This window comes from Microbacterium sp. NPDC028030, from assembly GCF_040637855.1.
Classification (GTDB): domain Bacteria; phylum Actinomycetota; class Actinomycetes; order Actinomycetales; family Microbacteriaceae; genus Microbacterium.
The window spans coordinates 676936-693989 of sequence record NZ_JBEZXF010000003.1 but is presented as its reverse complement, the minus strand read 5'-3'; the positions used below and the strand labels follow the sequence as shown (position 1 = coordinate 693989).

Sequence of the window (17054 nt, the reverse complement as noted above, 5' to 3'; positions counted from 1 at the left end):
GGCCGCAGGAGAGGACCAGAGCATGAGCATTCCGGAACCCACGCAGACACCGGACGGTCCCGCCTACGAGGGCCGACTGCTGGATCGCGCGGACGAAGAAGTCGTCGACCAGGGGGCCGCGTTCGACATCCGCACCCTGATGAGCAGACGGGGCGTGCTCGGGCTCGCGGGGATCGGCCTCGGCGCGGTGGTCCTCGCCGCGTGTGCGCCCGCGGCGTCGGGGGGATCCTCGACCACTCCGACGCCATCGGCCTCCCCCGGCACGCCAGACGGTTCGGGCGTCGCGGAGATCCCCGACGAGACGGCTGGCCCCTACCCCGGTGACGGATCGAACGGGCCCGACGTGCTCGAGGACTCCGGCATCGTCCGCCAGGACATCCGATCCTCGATCGACGGCACGGCTACGGCCGACGGCGTGCCCCTCGCGTTCCGACTCCAGGTCCTCGACCTCGCGAACGGCGCGGTTCCGTTCGCCGGAGTCGCCGTGTACGCGTGGCACTGCACCGCGCAGGGCGAGTACTCGATGTACTCATCCGGGCTGGAGGACGTCACGTATCTCCGTGGTGTGCAGGTGGCGGATGAGGACGGCACGGTCGCCTTCACCTCTGTCTTCCCGGGGTGCTACTCGGGGCGCTGGCCGCACATCCATTTCGAGGTGTACCCGGACGTCGGCTCGATCACGGACTCCACGAAAGCGATCGCCACCTCGCAGCTCGCGCTCCCCGAAGCCGCATGCACCGCGGTGTACGCAGATCCCGTCTATGACGGTTCCGCGGGCAATCTCGCCCGGATCACGCTCGAGAGCGACAACGTCTTCGGAGACGACGCCGGAGCCCTGCAGGTCGCGACGGTCACCGGGAGCGTGTCGGCCGGATACACGGCGACGCTCGTCGTCGGAGTCGACACCACGACAGCGCCGACCTCGGGCTCCACGCCCGGCGATCACGGCGGCCCCGGCGGGGGCGGGCAGCCACCTTCCAGCTGACCGATGCGGATGCGGAGCCGGGTCGGAGATGCGTTCTGCTACACTGATCATGCAGCGTGTGTGCATCGCCCCTCTCGGCCGCCACGCCGCCACTGATCAGGGCCATCACGGACCGCGCACATCGATGCGTGCGGAATCCGCCTTCGATCTGACATCTTGCGGAGCGCCGATGCGTGTCCGCCACACAGCAATGAGCATCACCATGAGCACGACCACCTTTCCCCCCTCCGACCCGTTGACCTGGAAGCAGGCCGACACCGATGTGCACGTCGCCACGCGCGCCGGCGAGTTCGCCGGATTCGTCGAGTACGACGGCAGCGCGCACCTCGTCCACGACAATCGCGGTACCGAGCTCGGCGCCTTCGGCTCCCTCGACGATGCGTTCCGCGCGCTCGAAGACGCACAGAGCCCGGCCCCGCGTGGGCCGCTCTTCGCGCCGATCCTCCCGCGGGCCTGGCGCCGCAGGACCCGCAGAGCCCGCGCCTGAGGGCGTCCGACGACGCGAAGAGAGTCCGTCGTCGGACGCCCTCACGCACACGAAGTTCCCTTCGTCAAGGGCTGCGGATGTATTCCCTGACGCGCATGGGGCGCGGGCTATCGTGAGGTAAGCGTTGGGCAGTCGCCTTGGGCTTCACAGCTCAAGGGCTCCGATCGGCAGGAGAATGTCATCTCCATCACACAGATCGAATCGACCGCGGCAACGCTGGGTCCGGTTCGCCAGACCTACTCCGGCAACGCGGAGTTCCCCCCGATGGCCAAGGCCTACAAGCAGGTGTCGCAGGTCGTCAAGGAGATGGGGCTGCTCCAGCGGGCCCAGTGGTTCTACGCCCTTATCGGCGCCGGCATCGTCGTCGCCCTCGGCGGCCTGATCACCGGGTTCATCCTCCTCGGCGACAGCTGGTTCCAGCTGCTCATCGCCGCAGGCCTCGGCATCGTCTTCACGCAGATCGCGTTCCTCGCCCACGAGGCCGCGCATCGACAGATCCTTTCCTCCGGCCCGTCGAACTTCCGCCTCGCGAGGATTCTCGCCGGAAGCATCGGCATGAGCTACTCGTGGTGGGATTCCAAGCACACCAAGCACCACGGCAACCCGAACCAGGTCGGCAAGGATCCCGACATCGAGGTCGACACGATCTCGTTCCTCGAGACGGACGCGGCGCAGTCGAAGGGCCTGATCCGTCTGATCACGCGCAAGCAGGGCTGGCTGTTCTTCCCCCTGCTCACCCTCGAGGGACTCAACCTCCACTACATCGGCCTCAAGCACCTCACGACGAAGAAGAACGTCAAGGGCCGCTGGACGGAGCTCGGCATCATCGCGCTGCGGTTCGCGATCCTCCTCACCCCCGTCTTCCTGATGCTCCCGCTCGGGATGGCCTTCGCCTTCATGGGGGTTCAGTTGGCGGTGTTCGGCGTCTACATGGGAGCGTCCTTCGCGCCGAACCACAAGGGCATGCCGATCATCGACCCGAACGCCCGTCTCGACTTCTTCACCAAGCAGGTGCGCACCTCCCGCAACATCCGCGGCGGATGGTGGGCGACGTGGCTGATGGGCGGTCTGAACTACCAGGTCGAGCACCACCTGTTCCCGAGCATGCCGCGACTGCACCTCGCCAAGGCGCGGGAGATCGTGCGTGACTACTGCACCGCGAACAACGTCCCCTACACGGAGACCAGCCTCGGGCGTTCGTACCTGATCGTCATCGAGTACCTCAACAGGGTCGGCCTCTCCGCCGGCGCGGACCCCTTCGACTGCCCGGCGTCGGCGCAGTTCGGCCGGGCGTAAGGCAGGCTTCTTCCGGACTCGATCAGTCCGGGAACGACAGAGGCGCGAGCAGGAATCCCTGCTCGCGCCTCTGTCGTGTGACTACTTGGAGGACTTCTTCTTGGTCTCCACCACGTCGATCGTGATCTTCTCCAGGGGGTCGTCGTCGAGCTCATCCTCGAGGACCTCGTCGCCGCGGAAGGTCTCCTCGGAAGCGGCGGGCACCTCGCCCGAGTCGACGGCGGGCGCGGGCGCGCTATCCGTGTCGTCGGCTGCGGTGATCTCTGCGGGCACCGTGTCGTCGGAGAAGATGCCGTCGGGGCGGATGAGCTCGCGCACCTCGGCCATGAAGCTCGTCAGCTGCTGCTGCTGCCAGCGCAGCTGGCGCGTGCGGTCCTCGGCGTCGCGCAGAACGGCCGTCGTGTGGCCCGTGACCGAGTCGACGATCTTCTGCGCCTTCGCGCGGGCGCGCTCCAGGGTCTCGCGGGCGCGCACCTGGGCGTCGGCCTCGATCGCCTGAGCCTGCGACCGGGTCAGACGCTCGTAGTCTTCGGCCCGCGCCGAGATCCGCTGGGCGTGCTCGAGAGACGCGGCGACCTGCTCGTTGGCATCGTTGGTGATGCGCTCGGCGTGTGCCACGGCCTGGTTGTGCAGCACGAGGAATTCCTGCTGCGCATCGTCCTGACGTCGAGTGAGGGTCTCCTCGAACTCGAGGACGCGGGCGTTCATCTCGCGCACCTCGCGTTCGGCGTCGGCGCGCAGCTGCGTCGTCTCACGGGTGACGAGCGAGCGGAGCGCCGCAGCGCCCTTCTCGGCCTCGGTGCGGATCGCCGTCGCCTCCTGTGCCGCCTGGTTCACCTTCTCGGCGGCGTGCGCGGCCTCACGCTCGATGCGGGCCTCGTGCGCCGTGTACTCGGTGTCCATCTTCAGGCGCACCTGGTCGGCGTCGCGCTGTGCCTGGTCGGTGATCCGCTCCGCGTCGGCCTGGGCCTCGGCGCGCTGCGCCGTGACTTCTTCGCGTGCGGACGTCATCAGGCGGTCGGCCTGCACTGCGGCGTTCTGGATCAGCACGTTCGCCTGTTCCTCGGCGACACGGAGGATCGCCTCGAACTGCTGACGCGACGGCGCTTCCTCGCCATCTGCCTGAGGGGCGTCGACGAGCTCCGAGGTCAGGGTGGCGACCTGCTGCTCGGCCTCCGACGCCTTCGCGTTCGCGGCGGTGAGCTCGCTCTCGAGAGCTTCACGGGCCTCGCGCTCCTCGGCGCGCACGGCGTCGACGGCGTCTGCTTCTCGGCTCTTCGCCTCGGCGAGGTCGGCAGCGGCCTTCTGGAGCTGGGAACGGAGGCTCGCCAGCGCGGCGTCGACCTCGCCCTTGTCGTAACCGCGGAAGCCGACGGTGAACGCCCCTTGCGCATCTCGGGGCGTGGTCTCGATCAGCTGGTCGAAGAAGTCCGGCGAGCGCTCGCCGTCGCGGTCGGCGGTTCCGGAGGATTCGCTCATGTGGTTCGTGCCTTTCTGGCGTGGCCACACGGTGGAGCGGCGGCTCCATCCCGATGTTCGGGTCGTGCGACCGGAGGAAGAGGTCGTCTGGGCTCACGCCACGACCAGGACCCGGCGGAGGCCCGGCCGCGCGAGGCGCGCATCCCAGCCTAGTTGCGAAGCCCGGAAGTCGCTCGCCTGTTTTCGTGCCTGTGAACGGACGCGCTCATGGGGTCAGGTGTCCCGTTCCCAGCGGGCGTTCCTCTCGTCGAGGAGGGGCCCACGGCGGTATCGGATCTGCTCCCCATTCTCGACCGCCACTCCACGGACGCGCGCCGCCGAGGCGACCGCCGCGCGCAGGTCCGTCCACAGCGCAGCGGTCTGCGGATGACCCAGGTACTCGCGGAACGTCTCGATCTGCAGCCGGATCCCCTCTCGGTCGGGGACCAGTGCAACGATCGTGTCGTCGGGTTCCATGAATCGGATGCCGAGGCTGCCGTCGTCGCGGACGGACACCTTCACCTGCGTCGCCGTCGCGGATGACACGATCTCCCGCGCGAGCGGCTCCGGAGCGTGGACGATGAGGCTGGTCCCGAGCTCATCCAGCGTCTGCGCGAGTCGGGTGGCGGCGTATCTCCCGGTCGCTCCGGCACCGGCTCCCACCGCTTCGCGGCTCACCCGACTCCGCAGGCGCGTTCCGCCGATGATGAGGGCGAGGATCAGCAGCCCGAGGAGGAGGTAGAGGAGGACGTCCACCGCCTCAGCGTAGTGTGCGCGGAACGTCGGTCAGGTGCGTGCCGGCAGTGGTCAGCGAGGGTCGATCAGGTGATCGAGAACAAGCTCGCCCGTCGCGTTGAGCGCCTGCATCATCTCGGCGACGAGCCGTGCGTCGACCGGGGGATGCTCGGCATCCTCGAACCCGAACTGGAGCGGGATCGCCGGATGGATCCAGACGGTCGCCCGCTTGTCGACTCCGCCGCCCACCGGGCGCCACGTCATCATGAAGCTCTCCTGGCGGCGCAGCTTGGTCGCGATCACGATCTTGAGATGCGCCAGCGTCTTGTCCTCGATGAGGATCGGATCCGAGGTGCCGTCGTACCGGAGTCTTCCCATGAGTGCACGGTACACCCGGCGCGGACCCTGCCTCTTCTCGGGCCGTTCCGCAATCCCCTTCTGCGCCGACGGTCAGATCGAATACCTTCGCCGGAATGACAGCGGAGATGACGACCAGCGGAGGGTGAGATGCAGACCATGGTGCGCATCCGAATCGAGCTCAACGACACGGGGTACTACCTGGCGCAAGGGCAGGACGTCACCGACATCAGAGACAGGATCGAGACCGCGATGCACGCCGGCGGGGGGTTCGTCGAATTCATCGTGGTGGGTAATCGCTCCGTCAGCGTGCTGATCACCTTCGCGACCCGCGTCGTCATCTCCGTGGAGACCGTGGAGTACGACGCTCGCGATACGGGGGACAACTCGGCTCCCTACGGCGGCGACTTCGACCTGCTGTGACGCGGACGCTGTTGATGCAGACCGATGTGCCGGTTCATCGGCGACGTGCGCGGGTGCTCTCCTCAGCGCTGGTACGGTGACGTCGGAGGGCATCACGTCCCTGGGGCCGCCGAACGAGAGAGAAAACTTCGAGATGAAGCGACCATCCCGCGCGCGTCTTGGCCGCCTCGGGATCGCCGCCGTGCTCGCCGTCGCGATCGGAGCGCTGGCGCCCTCGCTTTCGGCGGGTCCCGCCGCGACCGCAGCCAACGATCCGCAGATGGTCTACCCGGCTTCGGGCAACATCCAATCGAAGGTGGGCGACGGGTGCCGGAACAATTACCGCGCCCATGACGGCATCGACATCTCCGGGGCCGGTGGCACCCCGATCGTCGCGTCGTACGACGGCGTGATCAAGTCCCGCACCGCGAACAGCGGCTACGGGAACTACACCGACGTGCAGCACGCCGGGGGATACGTCACGCGCTATGCGCACATGGCGTCGCCCGGAATCTACGCGCCGGGGACGAAGGTCGTCCGTGGCCAGCAGATCGGCGTCGTCGGCAACACCGGCAACTCCCCGGCGTACCACCTGCATTTCGAGGTGCGGCTGAACGGGTCGGTGTACACCGCGGTCAACAACGGATTCGTCTGTCTGTCGAACGTCACGCGGGGCACGACGCTGCCGCTGTACTTCCCCGGGCTCGGCTCGGGGCAGCCGCCGGGTGTCGCCGCCGCCGACTACACCGGCGACAAGAGGGCGGACGTGCTCGTGGTCGCCGGAAACGGAGATCTCCGTCTTCGCACCGGCAACGGGTCCGGCGGGTTCTCCTCGGCGACGACCCTGTTCAGCGGATGGGGCGGCACGCGCAGGCACGTCACGCACACGGACTTCAACAGCGACGGCAGGGGCGACATCCTCGCCGCGAGGGCTGACGGCAAGCTGGAGTTCTACGCCGGAAGCGGTGCGAGCAGATTCGCCGCCCCGACCATCGTCGGCAGCGGCTGGTATGACCTGCTGCACGTCACATCCGGCGCCGACTACACCGGAGACGGACGGCAGGACGTGCTCGGTGTCTCCGAGGCCGGTGTCCTGACCATCTACCGCGGCTCCGGCTCCGGCTCTTTCGGCGGAGGGGCGAACATCACCCTCGGCTCAGGATGGGCGGCGTACCACTTCCTCGTCGGAGGAGATTTCGACAACGATGGCCGTGGCGACATCATGGCGGTCGATCCGGCCGGTGGTCTGCGCTTCTATCCCGGCGTGGCGGGCGGATTCAGTGCGCCGCGGGTGGTCGCCCAGGGGTGGGGGGAGTTCACCGCCGTGACCGGAGGCGTCGATTACAACGGCGATGGCCTCGCGGATCTGCTCGTCCGCACTTCCGCCGGCCAGCTCTACTTCTATCCGGGGCGTGGCAACGGCACGCTGGGAACGCGCGTGCTGGTCGGTGCCGATTGGGCCGACTACCTCGCCATCGAGTAGCCGGACGCGCCCGGCGTAAGGTGGGCGCATGGCCGATGCGTCCTTCGAAGAGATCGCGGCCGCGCTGTACTCGGGCCCACCCGGCGAGTTCGTCGCCGCCCGTAAAGCCCGAGCTGATGAAGCAGGCGGCGACCTCGCATCGCGGATCCTCGCGCTGCGGAAACCGTCGATCGCCGCGTGGGTCGTGAACGTGTTCGCACACGAGCGGGCGTCGCAGTTGGGGGAGGCGCTCCGGTTGGCGGAAGAACTCCGTGAGGCGCAGGACGATCTCGACGCTGCGGCGCTGGCGAAGCTCGGCAGGGAGCGCCGGGCCCTGACGCGGCGGCTTGCGGAGATGGCGGCGGACGTGGCCGGATCCCGCGGCGAGCGCATCACGCCCGCGACGCTGGAGGCCGTCCAGAGCAGCATCTCGGCGGCGTTCTTCGACCCCGCCGCGGCCGGCGCGGTCGCGTCGGGGCGGCTGATCCGCGCGCTCGAGCCGTCGGCGACGGCAGAGGATGTACGTGATTCGGTGGCGGGCGGCATCCCCGAGGTCGGATCGATGGCGGAGCAGCCGCCGGACGAGCTCCGACAACGCCGGGAGCGGCGGGAAGCCGAACGTCGCGTGGTCGCAGCCGAGAAGGAACTCGCGGTGGCCGAGAAGAAGCTCGCCGCGAACGCGAAGACGCTGCGGGCCCTGCAGGAGAAGACCGAGGAACTGTCTAAGACCGAGTCGGAGCTGGAGGCGGAGCTGGCGCGCGTGCGCGCCGAAGCCGCGCATGTCGAGCGCGACATCGCCCCGGCGACGGCGGAGCATGCTGCAGCGGAAGAGCAGGTGGACGCGGCGAAGAGCGCCGCAGCGGAAGCCCGAGCCGCACGGGAGGCTCTCTAGAGCCGCTCGGAAACCGCATCTCGCCGGGGCAAAGCAAAACCCCCGCCATGTAGAAGCTAGGCGAGGGTTTCTAGAACCGTTGTAACGACGGTCCTTGTGGCTCCGACCGGCATCGATCCGGTGACCTTTCGAGTAAGAGTTTCGCCCTATCAGGGGTTTCTGCGGACTTGCGGGTGCTTTGAACAGTCCTGATCGCGCCTGCTTTCGGTTGCCAGCGAGTGCCGCGAGCTGGCGGTGAATCTGCGGAATAGATGCGGGGTTCTGGACATTCGGTAGCGTCTGCTCCGTGTCGATGGTCGCGCTTTATTCTTTGGCCACGAACCGATCGCGGTCCTCGTCCAGGCGCGGGGTCGCCCACGGCACCGTTTCCGCGAGCGACGCGAACCGCTCGGTGGGGTCGTCCGGCGTCGTGGGCATGCCCTCACGGTACTCGTGTCTCGCCTGCGCGAGGACTCCGGTGTTGTCTCCGCGGCCGCCAAGATGGAAGCATGACGTTCCCGCTCAACGACGAGATCGCCGCCGCCTTCGCGCAGTTCTTCTTCGGCGGCGGTAGCGGGCCGAGCCACTCCACGCTGTCACGACTCTTCGCGGGCGCCGGATACGTCGACGCTGATCCCTACGACTTGAACACGCAGGCACCGAACAAGCAGCAGCGCGTCCTCGCGGTGTTCCGAGCGGCCGAGCGGCGGCCCGCGGGCGCGCTCGTTGACGGGATGCTCAACGCGCTCCGGCTCGACGGCGCGTTTGGGAAGTATGCCGACGACAAGCACGTCGCTGACCTGCACGCGGCGGTGACCCACGCCGGCTGGGCGCTCTCGGCGTACGGACGGCTCGAGTACGCGGGCGACATCCACCTCGAGACCGGCGGTCGCGCCGCGCTCGATGAACAGCTCGAGCGGCTGCGGCGGAACATCGACGACCCGGCGGCGCTGCTCGGCGGGGCGAAGGAGCTGCTCGAAGCCGTCGCGAAGTTCGTCCTCGAGGAGGGCAACCGCCTGCCGGAGCGCGCCGACTTCCCGGCGCTGGTGGCGCTCTCGTTCGAGAAGCTGGGGCTTCGCCCGGCGGTCGTCGACGACTCGGTCCCGGGCGCGAAGCAGGTCCCCTCGATCTACCAGTCGGCGAAGACCGTAGCATTCACCGTCAACGAGCTGCGGAATCTGCAGGGCACCGGCCACGGCCGGACGCTCCTCACCGGAGTGACTGCTGAGGCGGCGCGCTACGTCATCCGCGAGGTTGTACACGTCGCCGACCTGATGTTGTCGACGCACGACCGCCAGATCGGGCGGTAGGCAGGCGCGGCCGTCGGAGGCCTTCGGGCGCGGCTAAGCCACGTCGCTCAGTAACTGATTCACCCGGCTCCGGCTGACGCCGAGCGCCTCCTGGAGCTCCTTGATGGGCGTGCCAGCTGCGCGAAGCGCCTTGCACACCGCCGCTCGCTTGGCGAGCAGCTCGGCGTGCTCGGCCTCGTTCGCCTGCAGACGTGCGACGATGTCCACTGCCTCTTTCAGCAGGGTCACCCGTGTCTCGGCGCGCTCGACGGCGGTCATGCGAACACTGTATAGCCATATGCACATATCTGTACAACCTGCTGTACAGATATGTGCAATGAGCATTACACTGAGTGGATGCCCCAGCCCAGCTCGCGCCGCGCCATCAAGGCGCAGTCGGACCCCCGCCGTATCGTCGCAACTATGACGCGGTCAATCTCTTGCGCGAAATCGCACCTCGAGCTCGACGGGGCAGGCCGATGACGCTCATCACTGCCGCGAATGGCAATCTGTCAGCGGCGAGGGGGGCCAAGAAGGACGAGTTCTACACCCAGCTGGTTGACATCGAGAAGGAGCTCAGTCACTACCGGAAACACTTCGCCGGCAAGGTCGTCTACCTCAACTGCGACGACCCAAGGGTCAGCAACTTCTTCCGTTACTTCTCCGAGAACTTTGAGGCGCTGGGCCTGAAGCGACTCATCGCCACGTGCTACCAGAGCGAGGATCCGGGCCAGTTCAGCCGGGGCGACTCCTCGCGCGCTGTCTGGCTCGAGTACGACGGCGACAAGAACGGCAACCGCGTGCCGGACGCCAACGAGATCGGCGTGCGTCCTCTCAAGGGCGATGGCGACTTCCGGAGCGCCGAGAGCGTCGAGCTGCTGCGCCAAGCGGACATCGTCGTCACGAACCCGCCATTCTCGCTGTTCCGCGAGTTCGTCGCCCAGCTCGTCGAGCACGACAAGCAGTTCATCATCCTCGGGAACATGAACGCGCTCACCTACAAGGAGATATTCCCGCTCTTCCAGAACAACCAGATGTGGTACGGCCCGAGCATCCGCAGCGGCGACCGCGAGTTTCGCGTGCCAGCCGACTACCCGCTTGAGGCTGCAGGGACCCGGGTTGATGCGGAGGGAAACCGATACATTCGCGTCAAGGGCGTTCGTTGGTTCACCAACCTCGACTATGACGAGCGGCACCGAGACCTCGAACTGACTAAGCGATACCGCGAGGCCGACTATCCGCGCTACGCGAACTTCGACGCAATCGAGGTCGGCAAAACCGCGGATATTCCGTCCGACTACGCCGGCCTCATGGGCGTCCCGATCACGTTCATCGACAAGTACAACCCAGAGCAGTTCGAGATCGTCGGGTCGAGCAAGACCTTGGGCCAGCCCATGTCCCAGATCGCCGAGAAGGGCACCTACCAGCAGGGCGGCCCACGGTTCTACCTGCCGACACCGCGCGGCTATCGACGCATGTACGACCGGATCGTCGTGCGAAACCGGCGCCTTTCGGGCGGGAATCGGGGATTGGACGCGCGTGTCGTATCGCTACCTCGGTAATAAGACCAAGCTCGCTGACTGGATCGTCGGCGAGATCGCGGAAATCGTCCCTGCTGGGTCGAGCATCGCGGACCCCATGTGCGGAACGGCCTCCGTGTCGCTCGCGCTCGCTCGTGCCGGCTACGACGTCACGGCCTCGGATGCGCTCACCTTCCCGGTAATTCACGCGCGCACGCGGCTGCTCGCGAAGAAGCCTCCCGAGTTCAAGGTGTTCGGTGGCTACGCCGAGGCACTCGAGTGGATGCGCGCCGCCGAGCCTCGACGGGGGTACTTCTCCCGCGAGCTTGGAGCCGCGGGTGCCCCAGCAAACGGCCGGGCGCCGAGGCTCTACTTCTCCGCCGAGAACGCCGCGCACATCGACGGCGTGCGTGCGGGCATTCTCGAGCTCAGGGCGGCTGGTTCGCTCACTGAGCTCGAACACAGCGTCCTGCTCCAGCATCTACTGCTCGCGACGAACAAGGTAGCGAACATCAGCGGTACCTACGGGTACTTCCGCAAGACGCTATCGAGTACTGCCCTTCGCCCGCTCACCTTCGAGCCGCTCGAGTTCGAGACCACGCCGGGCGAGCACACCGTGCTGCAGGGCTCCGTCGAGGATCTGGCGTCGTCGCTCCGAACGGAGGCGGTCTATCTTGATCCGCCGTACACGAAGCGCCAGTATGCCGGGAATTACCACGTCCTCGAGACCCTCGCCCAGGAGGACGAGCCGGTGGCAGCAGGCGACGGCGGACTGCGTCCGTGGATGGACCAGGCCTCGGACTTCTGTTACCGCCGCAGCGCCGGTCGCGCTTTCCGGGCCACGATGGAGCGGCTCGATGCTCGCCACGTGTTCATCTCCTACAGTGAGGATGGACAGGTGAGTGGGGAAGAGTTGCTCTCGATCCTGGGAGACTTCGGCAAGGTCACCGTGCACGAGCAGCCGCATCTCCGCTACCGGAGCAACGACCGAGTCAAGGACGGATCCGTGCTGGAACGTCTCTATCACGTGGAGGTCTTCTGAGCATGGCGCAGAAGCTGAACATCGAGCGCATCTGGTGGCGAAACGTCCAACCCGGCGAGTTCTATAACATCGAGCGCCACTATCAGATTCGCGGCGGTGGCGGTTCGCTGTACATCGAGGTCCCGGCGTCGATCGTGCCCGAGACGCTCGACTTTCTGGGGGTGGCCGGAACGAACGTGGACGCCCTGCCTGCGATCACAATCCAGGCCGGGGTCGCTGGCGTGCCGGGGATCTCAGGACCGATTGAGTTTCAGCGTAAGGCGGGCGGACGGATGCGGATCGCGCGGCAGAACCGGCAACAACCGAACTCGCAACGCCATCCGGCGTGGACCGTCGCTCGCGGATTCCCATCGGCACCGGACGATGTGCGGAACAAAGAGGAGGCGCGTCCGTTCTTCCCCGAGGGCGGCCTGCGCATCTACATCGCGAAGACGGTTGAAGGTGACTACTACGCTGGCTTCACCAAGGGCGTCCGCCCCACTGCCATGGCGAGGAACGACCCGGCATGGGATCTGTACACGCAGGGCAAGACCGTGGGCGGAGTGATCGATGCGGGGTGAGGTGGAGCGTGGCTGACAAGATCGATGACATCTTTGCGTCGTGGGGCGCCGGACGAAACGTGTTGCTCTACGGTCCGCCGGCAACCGGCAAGACGCGGCTCATCAGCCAGCTCTTCCAGTCGCTGCAGGAGCCTCCGGAAGGCAGCCGCGGTATCCTGTTCGATCCCAGCGACGCCGCGTCGCCCTTCAGCCGACCCAAGCAGCCGATCACGATCCCGCTCCCGGCGAAGGTCGTGTGGACCACGTTCCATCAGTCGTACGGCTACGAGGATTTCGTCCTGGGGCTCAGGCCGGCCATGGACGCCGAGGGCACCCGCCTCGAGCCGTGGGCCGGCGTGTTCCTGGATGCGGCGATCGAGCTCGCGGACGACGACTCAAAGTACAACTCCGTGGTGATCTTCATCGACGAGGTGAACCGCGGAAACGCGGCACGCATCTTCGGCGAATTCATGACTTTTCTAGACTTCGACTACCGCGACGGCGGCAGCGTCCCACTCCCAGTGCCGCTCCGACAGCTGACGTTTGCCGACGGTGCAAGCGAGCAGCTCCATCGGCCGGGTGGGGCGTCAACGACGATCCCCGACGGCTTTACCTTCCCGAGGCACGTCTACGTCGTCGCCACCATGAACAGCGTGGATCGCGCTGCGGTCCCGATCGACAGCGCGCTCGCGCGCCGGTTCGACCGGATCGAGATGCGGCCGGACCTTGACGCCCTCGCCGGTCATTGGGGCCTGGACACGACGGCGATCCCGACGCCGACTGAGGACAACTTGGAGACGTTGGACCCGTTCCAGACCGCATACCTCCTGCTCGATCGGCTCAACGTGGTCATCGCCTCCGACCTCGGCTCGGAGTTCGAGCTGGGCCACGGGCTCCTGACGCCGATTCCGGCGACGGTGACGCCCGCCGACGAATCCGAGCAGCCGATCTCAGAGACCGACGCCTGGCGAAGCCTGTCGAAAACCTGGGACGACGTGCTCTTCCCACAGCTCGAGGATCGATACTCGGGACGGCCCGAGCAGCTCATGCAGCTGCTCCACGTCGACACGGCGCCCCCGACGGGCGACTACGCGTGGACCCTGCGGGCGTCGAAGAGTGGGACTGCGCAGGCCCGTGCCCTCGCGCCGGTCCGGACGAGCGAGCTCCCGCTCGACACGATCAAACGATCCTTCAGGTGGCTGGCTCGGTAGTCGCGTCGCCGCGAATCCGACTCCAGGAGTACGGTGCCCCGGCGGTGCATCGAGTTGATGAGATCGACCTCGTCGCTCTGACCGAGGCGAACAAGCGCTGGCGACGCGCGCTTGGTCTCGCGAGCGATCCCATCCGGGTGGAGGACGTCGGCGACGGTCGCATACTGCTGCGGGCAGAGGCGGTCACCGGGCTCGTCAGGGTCGGAAGCACCGACATCGAGATCGCTCCGAAGTTTCTTAGCACGGTCGAGGGCAGCTGGCAGACCGTGCTTTGGCGCATCCTCTCGATCGTCGAGGGCGGGCATGTCGACGACGCGTTCACCACCGCACACGAACTGGCCGAGTTCTCGCTCCCCGACCTCCTCGCCGAGATGTTTCTGACGTCATACGCGAAGGGCGCTGCACGCGGCCTGCCTCGCGGTTATTGGACCGAAGCATCGTCCGGAACGGTGCTGCGCGGGAGCCTCGATGTGGCGCGCCTCGACCGGTGGATCTCACGCCCCTGGGAACTCCCGTACGTCGCCGACCTCCTCACCGACGACACCTCACTTGCACGGCTGCTGCGGTGGGCAGCGGACTGCCTTGCTGCGATCGTGAAGGCCCCCGGCCGGTCGCGCGCGATGAGGGAAATCGCCGCTGGGCTATCTCATGTAGACCGGAGGCCGCCTCACCTCCTCGACGCGCAGCGGATCGTGCTGGGCACACAGCACCAAGGGCTCGAGCCGGCACGAATCGTGGGGCTCCTCCTACTTGAGGGTGCGGGCGTCCATCACGCCAGCGGTGAGCACGCTCTGTCGGGCTTTCTCTGGAACTCCGATGCGATCTACGAGAACTACGTGTACTGGCTGTGCACCCGAGCCGCGAGTTCCCGCGGCGAGCGGGTGAGCAAGCACACGACGAAGTTCGGCGAGGTCATCGCAGGGCACGGCTCGCGACTTGAAACCACCCCCGATGTCGTCTTTCGAGACCATCAGAGCGCGGCGGTCGCCGTCATCGACTCCAAGTACAAGCGCGTTGGATCACGCCCGAAGGCCCCGGACACGTATCAGGTCCTCACCGCGGGCCACGTCCTGGGCTGTCGCAGGGTCTCCTTGGCGTACCCAGTGGCCGAGCGTGCTGAGCCGACCGTGTGGCGCGTGCCGTCAGCTCTGGGCAGCGAGGACATCGAGCTGACCGCGCTGCCGCTCAACCTCATGGCGTTGGCTCATCCGGACGGCCCTCAGCTGCTCATCGAGACGATTAGCGCCTGGCTCGACGGCGAGTTGATTCCTCCGCCCGAGATGAGCCCTCCTGAGGCGCCATGAGACCGGTCGTTATCCTCGACTCCACCACCGTGAACGGCCGCCGTCCGTTCACTCACGTGGATTTCTGAACGCGGAACACGCGCCAATGTCATCGAGAACGATGCTCAAACTCAGCCAGAGCGCTCGCTAGAGTCGGGATATTGGCGCTTACTGTCCGTACGCTGGTAACGGTGTTACTCGCTACTTGCGTTACCCGATTGCTGTCGCATGACAGGGTTCGCAGCCTCTACAACCGAGGCCAGTAGGTCAGCATCGCTTAGTTGCCGCAACGACGCTCGTTCCACAGCTTGCTCCATTGCAGGAACGACGGAGATGAAAGCTGCCGTGTCGATCTCAAACAGCTGTGGCTCCAACAACTCGCCGCCAACCCAGATCATGACTTCGAAGCCGCGGCGAACGACGGGACTCACGAAGACTTGCACGCGTCCTGGCTTCAGCAGGCACCAACGGTCTGAGCCGTCATGGCGCAGACTACGATCCGTGCGGGCAGACCTCCAGCCGCGCGAGCTTAGAATGACGTCGAGCTCATCGTCCACTCCGTGCTCGTACTCGTCATCCGCTGAGTCATAGTCCTCGTCATCAAATCCGCATGCCTCGGGGGCCCTTTGCGGAGAGCCACTGACCAACTCTCCGGCCTCTGGCACGATCGCCGCAAGTGCTTGACTGTGCGCGATATACACAGCAGCGACGAGGTCCGATACGTTCGTTTTCGCGTCTGGAGGAAGACTGTCCCACCGTGCGTGGTCGTCGCCTGTCAGCCGGGCCTGAGTATCGCTAAACCTCTTTGCCGTTTCATCGATGATGCGAACTTGGAAGGGATCCATTTCATCTCGCCATGCGTTCCCTGTCACGAGTGCTCCTTGATCTTTGGGGTTGCCGGCCGGATCAACGCCGCCCGACGGTCTGGATAATCTTCATAACCGTCTCGACGTCGCCTCCGTCTACGAGCCATGCATTCGAGTTTGGCGTGCGACTGCGATGAGGTTCCTCCTGCGGCGTGTGCATGAACTGTGCAGAGATGAGCCATGCAGGGTCATCCGACAAGCGGACGATGGCGTCGACGAGGGCTTGCACGTCTTCGTGTGTCGGTCGTGAACCGTCGCCGTGCCCTCCGTTGGTTCGTGCCATGAGCTGAACGATATGTCATTGCCGCGGACTAAAACCACAAGTTTCGTGGAGTGCGGGATGCATTCCGAAAGGATTTCTACTCATGTATCAATGAGTCCGCCATTTTTGCACGTCGCGACTCTGCGAATTGGCAGCTTTGCCTTTTCTGCGAGTGGTATTAACGCCATGTGAGGGATGGACAAATGGACCAGCCGAGCGTCACGTCGTTGACGCCGAGCGAGCGCACGGTGACGCTGATCGCCTTGGACATCGATGGCGTGCTCAACGGCTTTAAGAACACTCGCGGAGAGCAACTGGCCGTGGCGGAAGTCGGTAGGTGGAAGATCCGCTGGAGGCCGCTGGTGGTCGGAAGGCTTCGAGCGATCCTCGCTCGCTCGGACGTCCAGGGCGCCTGGCTGACTACCTGGCTGGAGCAGCCGTGGTTACTCGACGAGTTCGAGGCTGCGCTCGGTCTCGACGGGCTGATGCCTCATCGCGCAGATCATCCCTCGGTGGATACTCGCGAGGGTAAGACGATCATCGACCAACGCTTTGACCAGAGCATCGCATTCGACTCGAACTCCGAGTGGTGGTGGAAGCGTCGGGCCGCTGAACTGCTTCTTGACCGTGTGCAGCCGGCGCGATTCGCATGGATCGACGATGAAATCGGGAACGTGGGCATCAAGGCCGACCCATGGGGACCGCAACAGAATCATCAGCGCCTGCTCCTGCGGACAAGGTCCTTGCCGGGGCTCCTGCCGCGCGATCTGCAGCGGGTCGAAAGCTGGCTGAATGAGGACGCTCCCTAATAGCGCCTTTGCCGAGGCCAGTAGCCAGTCGTGCCGCTGAGGATGCGGGGCAAAGGTGGCGCTGTCATTCGGGCGGTCAAGGTCTGCTGACTCGCGGGACGTCAGCCGCCCCGAATGCTCGGTCCGGGAGATGTGGTTGGGTGCCGCCGTAGCGCTCGTAAACACGTGCAGCGTATGCCT

At 66.2% G+C, this 17054-nt stretch carries 18 protein-coding genes; 13 read left to right on the top strand and 5 right to left on the bottom strand.

Features of this window, described 5'->3' with window-relative positions; translation table 11 throughout:
• The first annotated feature begins 22 nt into the window (after positions 1-22).
• From AB0E56_RS17890 to AB0E56_RS17880, 3 genes are all read left to right on the top strand, one after another.
• Positions 23-985, top strand: coding sequence for an intradiol ring-cleavage dioxygenase (locus tag AB0E56_RS17890; RefSeq protein ID WP_359801177.1), 963 nt, complete (start codon positions 23-25; stop codon positions 983-985).
• Between the two features lie 202 nt (positions 986-1187).
• Positions 1188-1472 (top strand): hypothetical protein, encoded by a 285-nt coding sequence (locus tag AB0E56_RS17885; RefSeq protein WP_359801176.1) that lies wholly within the window; start codon positions 1188-1190, stop codon positions 1470-1472.
• Between the two features lie 180 nt (positions 1473-1652).
• A complete protein-coding gene (locus tag AB0E56_RS17880) occupies positions 1653-2768 on the top strand; it encodes an acyl-CoA desaturase (protein ID WP_359801269.1) in 1116 nt (371 codons plus the stop codon).
• A gap of 81 nt (positions 2769-2849) precedes the next feature.
• Here the strand turns inward: AB0E56_RS17880 and AB0E56_RS17875 are convergent, their stop codons facing one another.
• From AB0E56_RS17875 to AB0E56_RS17865, 3 genes are all read right to left on the bottom strand, one after another.
• Positions 2850-4247 (bottom strand): cell division initiation protein, encoded by a 1398-nt coding sequence (locus AB0E56_RS17875; protein ID WP_359801174.1) that lies wholly within the window; start codon positions 4245-4247, stop codon positions 2850-2852.
• Between the two features lie 213 nt (positions 4248-4460).
• Positions 4461-4982: a hypothetical protein gene (locus AB0E56_RS17870; protein WP_359801172.1), complete on the bottom strand. Its 522-nt coding sequence runs from the start codon at positions 4980-4982 to the stop codon at positions 4461-4463.
• 51 nt (positions 4983-5033) lie between these two features.
• Positions 5034-5339: a hypothetical protein gene (locus AB0E56_RS17865; RefSeq protein ID WP_359801170.1), complete on the bottom strand. Its 306-nt coding sequence runs from the start codon at positions 5337-5339 to the stop codon at positions 5034-5036.
• Positions 5340-5477: 138 nt separating this feature from the next.
• Here AB0E56_RS17865 and AB0E56_RS17860 point away from each other — a divergent pair, with 138 nt between their 5' ends.
• The 4 genes from AB0E56_RS17860 to AB0E56_RS17845 all read left to right on the top strand — a co-directional run bounded on the left by AB0E56_RS17860 (position 5478) and on the right by AB0E56_RS17845 (position 9363).
• Positions 5478-5741, top strand: a complete 264-nt coding sequence (locus tag AB0E56_RS17860; protein ID WP_359801168.1) for a hypothetical protein — start codon at positions 5478-5480, stop codon at positions 5739-5741.
• Positions 5742-5874: 133 nt separating this feature from the next.
• Positions 5875-7203, top strand: coding sequence for a VCBS repeat domain-containing M23 family metallopeptidase (locus AB0E56_RS17855; RefSeq protein ID WP_359801166.1), 1329 nt, complete (start codon positions 5875-5877; stop codon positions 7201-7203).
• A 28-nt stretch (positions 7204-7231) separates the two neighbouring features.
• A complete protein-coding gene (locus tag AB0E56_RS17850) occupies positions 7232-8074 on the top strand; it encodes a transposase (protein WP_359801164.1) in 843 nt (280 codons plus the stop codon).
• Between the two features lie 488 nt (positions 8075-8562).
• Positions 8563-9363, top strand: a complete 801-nt coding sequence (locus AB0E56_RS17845) for an abortive infection family protein (protein ID WP_359801162.1) — start codon at positions 8563-8565, stop codon at positions 9361-9363.
• 33 nt (positions 9364-9396) lie between these two features.
• On the opposite strand, the gene AB0E56_RS17840 is transcribed toward AB0E56_RS17845, so the two are convergent.
• Positions 9397-9621 (bottom strand): hypothetical protein, encoded by a 225-nt coding sequence (locus tag AB0E56_RS17840; protein ID WP_029266267.1) that lies wholly within the window; start codon positions 9619-9621, stop codon positions 9397-9399.
• Positions 9622-9821: 200 nt separating this feature from the next.
• Between AB0E56_RS17840 and AB0E56_RS17835 the strand changes: the two genes are divergently transcribed.
• The 5 genes from AB0E56_RS17835 to AB0E56_RS17815 are packed head-to-tail and all read left to right on the top strand — an operon-like array spanning position 9822 to position 14958.
• Positions 9822-10904, top strand: a complete 1083-nt coding sequence (locus tag AB0E56_RS17835) for an adenine-specific methyltransferase EcoRI family protein (protein ID WP_051667923.1) — start codon at positions 9822-9824, stop codon at positions 10902-10904.
• Positions 10882-11904 (top strand): DNA adenine methylase, encoded by a 1023-nt coding sequence (locus tag AB0E56_RS17830; RefSeq protein ID WP_051667921.1) that lies wholly within the window; start codon positions 10882-10884, stop codon positions 11902-11904. Before AB0E56_RS17835 ends, AB0E56_RS17830 begins: the two co-directional genes overlap by 23 nt.
• A 2-nt stretch (positions 11905-11906) precedes the next feature.
• Positions 11907-12464 carry a hypothetical protein gene (locus AB0E56_RS17825; protein WP_029266261.1) on the top strand — a complete coding sequence of 186 codons (558 nt, stop codon included), beginning with the start codon at positions 11907-11909 and terminating at the stop codon, positions 12462-12464.
• The gene (locus AB0E56_RS17820) at positions 12410-13654 is read left to right on the top strand and encodes an AAA family ATPase (protein ID WP_081859722.1); all 1245 of its coding nucleotides are present in this window, start codon (positions 12410-12412) and stop codon (positions 13652-13654) included. The genes AB0E56_RS17825 and AB0E56_RS17820 overlap by 55 nt, the downstream gene beginning before the upstream one ends.
• A gap of 44 nt (positions 13655-13698) precedes the next feature.
• Positions 13699-14958: an McrC family protein gene (locus AB0E56_RS17815; RefSeq protein ID WP_220173942.1), complete on the top strand. Its 1260-nt coding sequence runs from the start codon at positions 13699-13701 to the stop codon at positions 14956-14958.
• Between the two features lie 173 nt (positions 14959-15131).
• On the opposite strand, the gene AB0E56_RS17810 is transcribed toward AB0E56_RS17815, so the two are convergent.
• The gene (locus AB0E56_RS17810) at positions 15132-15809 is read right to left on the bottom strand and encodes a hypothetical protein (RefSeq protein ID WP_136025420.1); all 678 of its coding nucleotides are present in this window, start codon (positions 15807-15809) and stop codon (positions 15132-15134) included.
• Between the two features lie 459 nt (positions 15810-16268).
• Here AB0E56_RS17810 and AB0E56_RS17805 point away from each other — a divergent pair, with 459 nt between their 5' ends.
• Positions 16269-16874 carry an HAD domain-containing protein gene (locus tag AB0E56_RS17805; RefSeq protein ID WP_029266251.1) on the top strand — a complete coding sequence of 202 codons (606 nt, stop codon included), beginning with the start codon at positions 16269-16271 and terminating at the stop codon, positions 16872-16874.
• Positions 16875-17054 lie beyond the last annotated feature (180 nt).